Annotated in this window: 9 protein-coding genes; all 9 read right to left on the bottom strand. The window is 52.8% G+C overall.

Features of this window, described 5'->3' with window-relative positions; all coding sequences use genetic code 11:
- Nucleotides 1-396: 396 nt before the first annotated feature.
- The 9 genes from AC01YT_RS13150 to AC01YT_RS13110 all read right to left on the bottom strand — a co-directional run bounded on the left by AC01YT_RS13150 (nucleotide 397) and on the right by AC01YT_RS13110 (nucleotide 8,145).
- Nucleotides 397-684, bottom strand: coding sequence for a hypothetical protein (locus tag AC01YT_RS13150; protein ID WP_476676134.1), 288 nt, complete (start codon nucleotides 682-684; stop codon nucleotides 397-399).
- 133 nt (nucleotides 685-817) lie between these two features.
- Complete coding sequence (locus AC01YT_RS13145) at nucleotides 818-1,246, bottom strand: type II toxin-antitoxin system VapC family toxin (RefSeq protein WP_476676132.1); 429 nt, start codon at nucleotides 1,244-1,246, stop codon at nucleotides 818-820.
- Entirely contained in the window at nucleotides 1,228-1,527 is a 300-nt protein-coding gene (locus AC01YT_RS13140) for a ribbon-helix-helix protein, CopG family (RefSeq protein WP_476676130.1), read from the bottom strand. Before AC01YT_RS13140 ends, AC01YT_RS13145 begins: the two co-directional genes overlap by 19 nt.
- Before the next feature lie 345 nt (nucleotides 1,528-1,872).
- On the bottom strand, nucleotides 1,873-2,265 hold the full coding sequence (locus AC01YT_RS13135; RefSeq protein WP_476676128.1) for a FixH family protein: 393 nt from the start codon (nucleotides 2,263-2,265) through the stop codon (nucleotides 1,873-1,875).
- A gap of 11 nt (nucleotides 2,266-2,276) precedes the next feature.
- Nucleotides 2,277-3,182, bottom strand: coding sequence for a multicopper oxidase family protein (locus tag AC01YT_RS13130; RefSeq protein WP_476676126.1), 906 nt, complete (start codon nucleotides 3,180-3,182; stop codon nucleotides 2,277-2,279).
- Between the two features lie 391 nt (nucleotides 3,183-3,573).
- On the bottom strand, nucleotides 3,574-4,614 hold the full coding sequence (locus AC01YT_RS13125) for a quinone-dependent dihydroorotate dehydrogenase (protein WP_476676124.1): 1,041 nt from the start codon (nucleotides 4,612-4,614) through the stop codon (nucleotides 3,574-3,576).
- Nucleotides 4,611-6,038 (bottom strand): orotidine-5'-phosphate decarboxylase, encoded by a 1,428-nt coding sequence (pyrF, locus tag AC01YT_RS13120; protein ID WP_476676122.1) that lies wholly within the window; start codon nucleotides 6,036-6,038, stop codon nucleotides 4,611-4,613. The genes AC01YT_RS13125 and pyrF overlap by 4 nt, the downstream gene beginning before the upstream one ends.
- Nucleotides 6,038-7,027, bottom strand: a complete 990-nt coding sequence (gene pyrB / locus AC01YT_RS13115; protein ID WP_322807146.1) for an aspartate carbamoyltransferase — start codon at nucleotides 7,025-7,027, stop codon at nucleotides 6,038-6,040. The genes pyrF and pyrB overlap by 1 nt, the downstream gene beginning before the upstream one ends.
- Nucleotides 7,028-7,080: 53 nt before the next feature.
- On the bottom strand, nucleotides 7,081-8,145 hold the full coding sequence (locus tag AC01YT_RS13110) for an amidohydrolase family protein (protein WP_476676119.1): 1,065 nt from the start codon (nucleotides 8,143-8,145) through the stop codon (nucleotides 7,081-7,083).
- Between the last annotated feature and the right edge of the window lie 443 nt (nucleotides 8,146-8,588).

Below are 8,588 nucleotides of genomic sequence, written 5' to 3'. Positions count from 1 at the left end.
CTGTCCCAACTCATGTCTGAACGTCAGAATCGCGTTAACTGTCTATGGCTCTCTCAAAGCCGAGAAATACCTAGGGTCGGAAGAGCGAACATCTGGTCAATATGGCCGCTGAACCATCTGCGAGCCCGGGCAGCATTGTCAAATTCCCGGCGTGTCCACCGGAAGCAGCGTTCCAGCCGATAGACTTGCCCTACACCGGGCCAATCAGCGTATCCGTTGCGCATAGTATTGGTTTAGATGTGACGCTTCTCAATGTGCCAAAGTCCTTTTTGAACGTTTTTCCAGCGGAGGAAGTCAACCCTGATCTTGCCAAAGCCGGGTTTGGGTGTGTCAGGAGCCAATAACTGCTCCAGGTTTTGATACAGGCGTTCCTGGTTTTCTTTCAAAACCCACCGATCATTGCCGTCCCACTCGACAATCTGCGCTGAAAGGGCCCGCTGGGCATGCGTGGGTAGTACTTAACACAATCGTCTTGCCGTCTGCGGTCAGGCGGTAGGGATGGGTTTTCGGCAGGCGGGGGTAGCCGTAGCGGGCAAACTGGCGCAAGCGGTGAACGTTCTCTGCCGTGATGACTGCGTAGGGCGGGTCAGGGATGGGCGTGCCGTTGGTCACAGGCAGGGTAGTCGGCGTGGGGGTTGGGGTAGCCGTTGGCGGGAGCGTAGCGCTTGGGGTGGAAGTCGGCAAGGGCGTTGGCGTAGCCGTAGCGGAGCGGTTGGTGTCGCAGAGACCGCAACCTCTGCGGGTGCCGTTGGATTTGCGGAGCGCAGGCGGTCAGCAGAAGGAGGAAAAGGGGGATAGAAAATATCTTGCGCATGGTCTACCCGATCAGTTTCACAAAAGAGACTCCGAGTTCCTGACAGCGATTGAACAATTTTTTATCGGCGGTGTAGAAATCCGCCTGAATTTGTTCGGCAAGGGCAAGGTATTGAGCGTCATAGGCAACCATTTGCCCGAGACGTTCAGCCCAAATCAGAGCGCTGCGGTTTAGCGCGGCATCTGGAATATAGACTTGAACGTCCCAGGCATCCATAGCCGACACCAGTTTCAGCGCGTCTTCTTGATCCACCTGATGTAGATAGACAGCTTTCCTCAACGCCGACATCACTTCACTTGGCCACAAAGCGGGAACACAAAGGCAGATTTTGCGGCGTTTCCAGTCCAGCATTTTCTGTTCAGCAAGTACGGACCAGGGGCGTTCCACCAGCAGGGCTATGGCAATGTTTGCGTCTATGACCACTGATCCCATACATCCTCCATTTGGCGCTCCCGTTCTTCACGTGCTTCGTTGACCAAATCGCCCTTGTAAACACCATACCGGGCAGCGTTTCTTTGACGAATCTGGCGCAACTCCTCAAGAGACTTCTGGAATTTCTCCTGCTCCAGTCTTTCTTGCTCTTCCAGATACCGCAAAACAACCTCTCGAATTGTTTCGGATAGGCTTTTACCTTGCTTTTCTGCCAAAGATTGCAGACGCCGATAGTCTTCAGGATCAAGCATTACTTGTGCGCGGAGTAATGATGCGGTCATAATTCACCTCCGCATTTAGTATATGCCATGATGATTGATTAGTCAATACTTATGATTAACAACGCATTACTACTTTTCCATCCAGAAGTGGCTCAAATCCCCTGCCTTTGCCTGCTGCGCCAGGGTGCGCAAATCGGTAATATGGGCGCAAGAAAAGGGCTAAAAACGTAAATGCCGATCAGTATGCTGACAACCGGAAACCATTGCCGACTAAACCAGAGAAGGAATTGTCGGACTTCTTAAGTGGATACGTTGAGCGTTGAACCGAAAGGTTCATCAGAGATCCTTCATCCTCTGGCGTGTCCCAATAATGGTGGTGTAAGGAAACTTAAAACAGCTTGTGCATCATGGAATCTTCAAATCAAACTCTTTTTTTACATCCAGTCTTTCTTTTCGTACGTTTACCGTCAATTTCCATGCACCCGACATGCTAAAATCTGCGGTGATGGCATACTTGCCATCCTCTTGTTCTACTGCAGTGCCATTCATCGTCATGCCCGTCATATCGGTGTGATCGGCGCTAACGTCCACGGTCGCTCCGGTCAGAGGCTGTCCATCCTGGTCTTCTAGTTTCAGGATGATCACGTTTTTCCCAATGACCGGTGGAGCAGGGGTAATTTCCAGGGTGAACTTCACCAGTTCGTTCGATCCATCTTGTGTTTGGGCAGCACTTGAACACCCTGCCAGAAAGGCTACTACAGTAAAAAGTATTCCAATCCAAACAAAGTGCAGTTTCATGTTTCCTCCACCTAATCGGTAACGTTAATCATCAGCATCAAACCACCTGGTTCAACGTTGTCATTGGTTGTATGATGCAAAATGTGACAATGCAACATCCATTGGCCGGTTTCAGTTGCGACGAACTCAATATCGTACCGCTCGCCTGGTGAAACCAGCACAGTATCTTTGGTCAATTGGGCAGTTTCAGGTACCGGGTGACCATCGGTTGCCACGATTTTGAAGGGCACCCCGTGCAAGTGGATGGGGTGAACGAACTGTCCAATCCCTACCAGACGCAGGCGAACGAGTTGCCCCTTCTTGACATGGATCGTTTCTGTTTCCGGGAAAGACTTTCCGTTGATGGTGAAATAATTCGGTTCCATGCCTGCCATGGGCATGGCAGGGAAAGTGTTGCCATTCTTCACCAGCCACTCAGAGAACATCAGAACGACATCCACATCTGGTTGGGGTAATTCTGGTTCTTTGGGGTCAATAATGAACGGCGCGTACAACCCTGCCGAAACCTGAACGTCACCCTCATAATGCGAATGATACATGTAAGTGCCCGCTGGCTGGGCGATAAATTCGTATGTAAAGGACTCCCCAGGTTGAATCGGTTTTTGAGTAATGTCTGGTATCCCATCCATCGCATTAGGAACAGCGATACCGTGCCAATGAATGGTGGTAGGCTCAGGAAGCTGGTTTCTCAGAACGATGCGAACCCAATCCCCTTCCGTCACGCGAATCATTGGTCCGGGTACAGTCCCATTATAAGTCCAGGCGGTAACCGAAACATCTTTGGTAATCGGCCAGATAACTGGTTTGGCGGTCAATTCGAATACCTTGACATTTCCATCCATATAATAGGTCAGCGGTTGTCCACCCGTGGTTACAGTTGCTTTTTGGACATTCTCGCCGCTAATAGGTCGCATCATGTGAGAATCTCCCGGCGATGCCATCATCGCGCCTGGGGTAGCAGTAGCATTCATCATACTTCCCGTTTCCACGGAATTTGGATAACGGGTGACACAAGCAGTTAACAGTAAAACTCCTGTTATGACAATTGGTAAAAATCTGAGAGACACTTTCAAATGTTTCCTCCTTGGGATCGAATTTTCAGGTTGTTTCCCAAGGATAAACGAACTGGCATAGGAATTAAAGCGTTAAATGGCCTGTGACAAATAGGCAAATATGCCTATTATCATCCAATTTGTAGTCAAACGTCATATTGAGTCTCAACGTGATTCGATCCATCAGAGTATCCACCCGACTCATTTCGTTTCTTCGGGGCATTTAAGGTGCGAGAAAAATTTATGTTTTCACCCTCTATGATACACGCAAGCCATGATCGAGAATGTGCTTGACCAACCCTGGGCCTTCATAAATCAATCCGCTATAAAGTTGCACCAATACCGCCCCAGCATCTAGTTTCTCTTGCGCTTGATGTGGTCCCATTACGCCACCGCTGGCGATCACCGGCAGTCTGCCCTCGATGCGCTTCACTACCTCTTTGACCATGCGAGTATTGAGATCGTTGAGAGGCAGTCCACTCAAACCCCCTGCCTCTCCAGCCAGAGGCGAGCGCAAACCGTCCCGCCGAACAGTGGTATTACTTACAATCACACCATCCATTCCGCAACCCAGGATCGCTTCTAAGGCCGCATCCAAAGCCTCATCATCCAGATCCGGGGCAATCTTAACCACCAGGGGAATGCGCCGCCCCAGGTTGGGTACCTGGGCATCCCGTGCTTCGGCTAGAGGGGTCAATAAAGCCTCCAGCATCTGACGCTGTTGCAACTGACGCAGCCCAGGGGTGTTCGGCGAACTGACATTTATGGCCACGTAATCACACAAGGGAGCAAAGACCTGAAGCAAGCAAAGATAGTCTTGGGCTGCCTCCTCAAGCGGTGTCTGTCGGTTCTTACCGATATTGACCCCAATCACCACACCTGCAGGGCGCTTTCCTCTCAATTGCCGCGCCAGAAACTCGGCCCCGCGGCTAGGAAAACCCATTCGATTTATGATGGCTTGATCCTCCACCAACCGGAAAACCCGGGGCAGAGGATTACCGGATTGAGGGCGAGGGGTCACTGTGCCCAGTTCCAGGTGTCCAAACCCCAGGCATGCCAACCCTCGCCAGGCCAAGCCATCCTTATCAAAACCAGCGGCTAAACCCAGTGGATTACGGAATGACAGCCCCATAGCGCATACCGTTGGCCCCTGCACTCGGGGCTGAAACCACGCCCTTAGCACGGTACGAGTGATCGGGTTGCTCCCCGCCAAACGTAAAAGCGCAATCACCCCGTGGTGCGCTGTCTCGGGTGGAAGCCGAAAGAACAAGGGACGAAGTAACGCATAAACGCTCATGCACGCCTCAGGAATTCGCGGACCTCTGCAATCTTTTCTCCAGGAATGCGCTCGGTGCTCTCCCAATAGTCTAGGAGTTGGCTCAGGGTAAGAACCGCATGCAGGCGATACCCCGCCGCTGAGAGCGCTTCAGATGCCCCTGATTGACGATCAATCAACACCACCACGTCCTCAACCACCAACCCTGCTTGAGTTAGGCGTTCAATCGCTTCAAACTTGCTCCCCCCGGTGGTGGCTAAATCATCAATGACAACGACCCGCTCCCTGGGGCGAAACTCCCCTTCAATCTCGGCCTGAGTGCCGTAGGCCTTAACCTCTTTGCGCGGGTAGATCAACGGCCAGTTGCCCAACAGGCTTATTGTCGTGGCAATTGGAAGTGCTGCATAGGGTAGCGCTGCCAAGCGATCAAAACAAAGGGTGCGTAATACCTTTAGATAGGCGCGGCTGACCTGGGCCAGCACCTTAGGATAGGACACCAACTGGCGTAAATCAAGGTAAATGGGAGATTGCAAACCGGACTTGAGGGTAAACGTGCCAAAACGCACACACCCCGCTTCCAAGAGGGCTTCAGCCAATGCGGCCCAATCAGGTGAAAACGGAGGAATAGCAACCCGCGAGGCCAGGACTGCTTCGTGTTCCCGACGCAACGAAGCGACCAAGTCCAAGGCTGCTTGGCGCGGTGATTCCGTCCGTGAGATTGCACGCGATACTGGGATTAAGATCCCTAAGCCATCTGCCCGTAGCCCTGCGCGCAAGGTCGCTGCCAAGTCTCCCCCTTGCACCCCCACACCTGGCGCCAGGAACCAAAGGTCTGGCGCCAAGCGGCGCAAGCGGGCTAGGGCTTCAGGGTAGGTAGCACCTACCACCAGCCCAATGTTCCCCTGGGTGTTCCATTCTTGCGCCTTTAGGGCTACTTTCTCATACAGCCTCAAATCTGATTCCCCGTCGCCCAATGGCAAATCCTGAAAGTCCACCGCACCCGGGTTAGACGTCTTACATAGCAGGAAAACTCCGCGGTCTGGGTAGCGCAAGAAAGGTTGTAGACTATCATACCCGAGGTAGGGATTGAGCGTAATGGCATCTACACCCAGGATTTCAAATGCTGAGCGGGCGTAAGCCTCGGCGGTAGAGGCTATATCACCTCGTTTGGCATCTAGGATAACCGGAATGTCCTCTGGAATGCTGGCAATCACCTCTTTTAGCACCTGCCAGCCTTGCGGACCCAGGGCTTCAAAAAAGGCAGCGTTGGGTTTGTAGGCCAGCGCCAGATCCGATGTTGCCTCGATCAGGCGCTGGCAGAACATCTTTGCAGCTTCTGGCGTCGGTGCTGTGAGATCTTGAGGATGAGGATCCAAGCCCACGCACAGCAGTGAGTTAATCTTGCGCGCTCGGTCTTCGAGTTGAGCGAAAAAACTGCTGTTCATTAGGCTTTCCCCAACACCATTGCTAAAAGCGCCATACGAACGTACAGGCCGTATTCAACCTGGCGGAAATACGCGGCTCGTGGATCTTGATCCACTTCCAGCGCAATCTCGCCCACCCGGGGCAAGGGGTGCATCAGGATCATCGTCTTTTTGGCCGCCTGCATGATCTCTGGGGTGATGACATAAGCATCTTTCACCGACTCATACTGCTGTGGATCTTCAAAGCGCTCTTTCTGCACCCGCGTTACATAAAGGACATCGGTTTCGGCCAAGACCGGCTCCAGTGAGGTGTATTCAAACTGAGGTGTTCCCGTGGCCTGGATTTCGGTGATAATCTCGGGAGGCATGCGCAGGATCTCCGGCGAGACGTAGTTGAGTTTGACATTATAAAGCGAGAGCAAGCGCGCCAGAGAATGTACCGTGCGCCCATATTTCAGGTCACCCAACATGGTTACCGTAATGTGATCCACTCGCCCCAATTCTTCCTGAATGGTGAACAAATCAAGCAATGCCTGGGTCGGGTGCTCACCCACGCCATCACCGGCGTTGATGATCGGCTTACGGGCATATTTTGCGGCCAATGCAGCAGCACCAACTTCGGGGTGGCGCAAGACAATGACATCCGCGTAGGCTTCCAAAGTGCGCACGGTATCGGGTAGGGACTCCCCCTTAGCCACCGAAGAGTAACGCACTTCGTTGATCGGGATCACACTTCCACCCAGGCGTTCCATGGCTGCGGTAAACGAGGCCGAGGTGCGGGTCGAGGGTTCATAGAAGAGATTGGCCAGAATCTTGCCTTTCAGCAAGTCGAACGTACCGATGCGCCGCACCATCTCGGCCATTTCATGCGCCACACCAAAGATATATTCCAGATCGCTGCGATCAAACTGTTTGACCGAAAGGATGTCCTTCCCATACCACGACGCATTTTTGTTTTCGCCGAACGGCAGGTAGGGACTTTTTTCGGAATATGGGGTATAAGTTGCCATTTCTCACTCCTTTGGTTTAGATTTTGGAAGGTGGGCTCTGGGCCCAACTTACTTTACATGGCATTAGCACGGACATTACGACCAAAACCCGGCACAACCAGAACTTTACCATCCCGATAGACCTCGGTTCCACGCAGCACAACCCGCATCACCCGTCCTCGCGCCCGCCAACCCTCGAAGGGCGTCCATCCGGCGCGAGTTAATAAATTTCCACCCCGGATTTCCCATGTGCTCTCAGTATCCACTTCTACCCATGTCTCTGGTTGGGCAGGCAAGCGAAAAATGCGCTGGGGATTGACGTAATAACCCCGAATGACATCCTCAAGCGTCAGACGGCCCTCTGCCACTGCTGTCAACAACAGCGGTAAGGCAGTTTCCAGGCCGGGGAAACCCGGGGGAGGGGTGTTGCCATCTTTTTCCGCCAAGGTGTGGGGCGCGTGATCGGTAGCAAAGCAATCAATGACGTCTAAGTTATCCCACAGCGCCTGTCGGTCACGCGGAGTGGCCAGTGTCGGGCGCACCTCAGCCCGTCCCTGCCCTAACATCGGGATATCCTCCTCGCTCAAAAACAGGTGATGCGGTGCGACCTCACATGTCACTTTGAGCCCGCGTTCTTTGGCGGCCCGAATGATGAGAATCTCTTCACGGCGAGAAACGTGGCAGAGGTGAAGTGGTCGCTCATAAAATGCGGCTAAAAGGATCACTGCTGCCAGCGTACGCCCTTCGGCGTGGACGGCCAGGGGCATCTCACGCGGCCAATGAGCCAGATGCGTCATCCAATCCGTCATATCGGCAAGGCGCAGGGGGCCGTAGGTATGATCGAGATACATTTTCAACCCCGCTGTCTGCGGTGCCAACTCGGCCGCGATGGAAGCGTTTTCCGGAGTCGCGCCTAGATATTGGGCATAATCGCACACCGCCTTCTGGCGTGCAGCTTTTAGCGCCAGGTTTAGGGATTCCGCATTAGTTACCGGTGGATGGGTATTGGGCATTGCCAGAACCATCGTTACCCCACCCGCCAGCGCTGCTGCCGTTCCACTATACCAATCCTCTTTATGAGTAGCACCAGGCTCACGCATATGAACGTGAGGATCAATGAATCCGGGTAATCGCAACATTCACGCCTCCACACAGAGAAAGAGAGCCTGAAAACGGCTCTCTTTCCTTCCACACTTGATTTGCGAGATATAAAAAGAAAGAGCCGATAACGGCTCTTTCTCCCCAAATCCCAGGAACGCGAAACCGATTCCGCCGTTCACCCGAGAGTGTCATCATCAGATACTGCATGCTCATTTCGGGGCAATTCTATTCAGGAATATCAAATTGTCAAGGGCTAATTTTTGAAGTTCGGACATGAGTTGGGACACCCCAATAAAAATGAGCCTCAAAACCGATCAACTTGGTTTGCTATAAACCTTATCGGTAGGAGGCTCCTCATGCACAAGGTTATCACCATCCGTCCTTTTATGCAGCATCTATTCGATGATCCAATGACAGCCGACAAAGCCGCCGAAATTGGGCAGGCTATTCTGGCGGCACGCTCCCTGCGCTTGAGCGAGAT

The sequence above is a fragment of the Thermanaerothrix sp. genome, from assembly GCF_056331585.1.
This window is presented reverse-complemented; position numbering and strand designations above follow the sequence as displayed.

Excerpts from the sequence above, each read along its gene's own strand:
- AC01YT_RS13145 (WP_476676132.1), bottom strand. The coding sequence starts at position 1,246 with ATGGGATCAGTGGTCATAGACGCAAACATTGCCATAGCCCTGCTGGTG.
- AC01YT_RS13125 (WP_476676124.1), bottom strand. The coding sequence starts at position 4,614 with ATGAGCGTTTATGCGTTACTTCGTCCCTTGTTCTTTCGGCTTCCACCC.
- AC01YT_RS13135 (WP_476676128.1), bottom strand. The coding sequence starts at position 2,265 with ATGAAACTGCACTTTGTTTGGATTGGAATACTTTTTACTGTAGTAGCC.
- pyrF (WP_476676122.1), bottom strand. The coding sequence starts at position 6,038 with ATGAACAGCAGTTTTTTCGCTCAACTCGAAGACCGAGCGCGCAAGATT.
- AC01YT_RS13130 (WP_476676126.1), bottom strand. The coding sequence starts at position 3,182 with ATGATGCGACCTATTAGCGGCGAGAATGTCCAAAAAGCAACTGTAACC.
- pyrB (WP_322807146.1), bottom strand. The coding sequence starts at position 7,027 with ATGGCAACTTATACCCCATATTCCGAAAAAAGTCCCTACCTGCCGTTC.
- AC01YT_RS13140 (WP_476676130.1), bottom strand. The coding sequence starts at position 1,527 with ATGACCGCATCATTACTCCGCGCACAAGTAATGCTTGATCCTGAAGAC.
- AC01YT_RS13110 (WP_476676119.1), bottom strand. The coding sequence starts at position 8,145 with ATGTTGCGATTACCCGGATTCATTGATCCTCACGTTCATATGCGTGAG.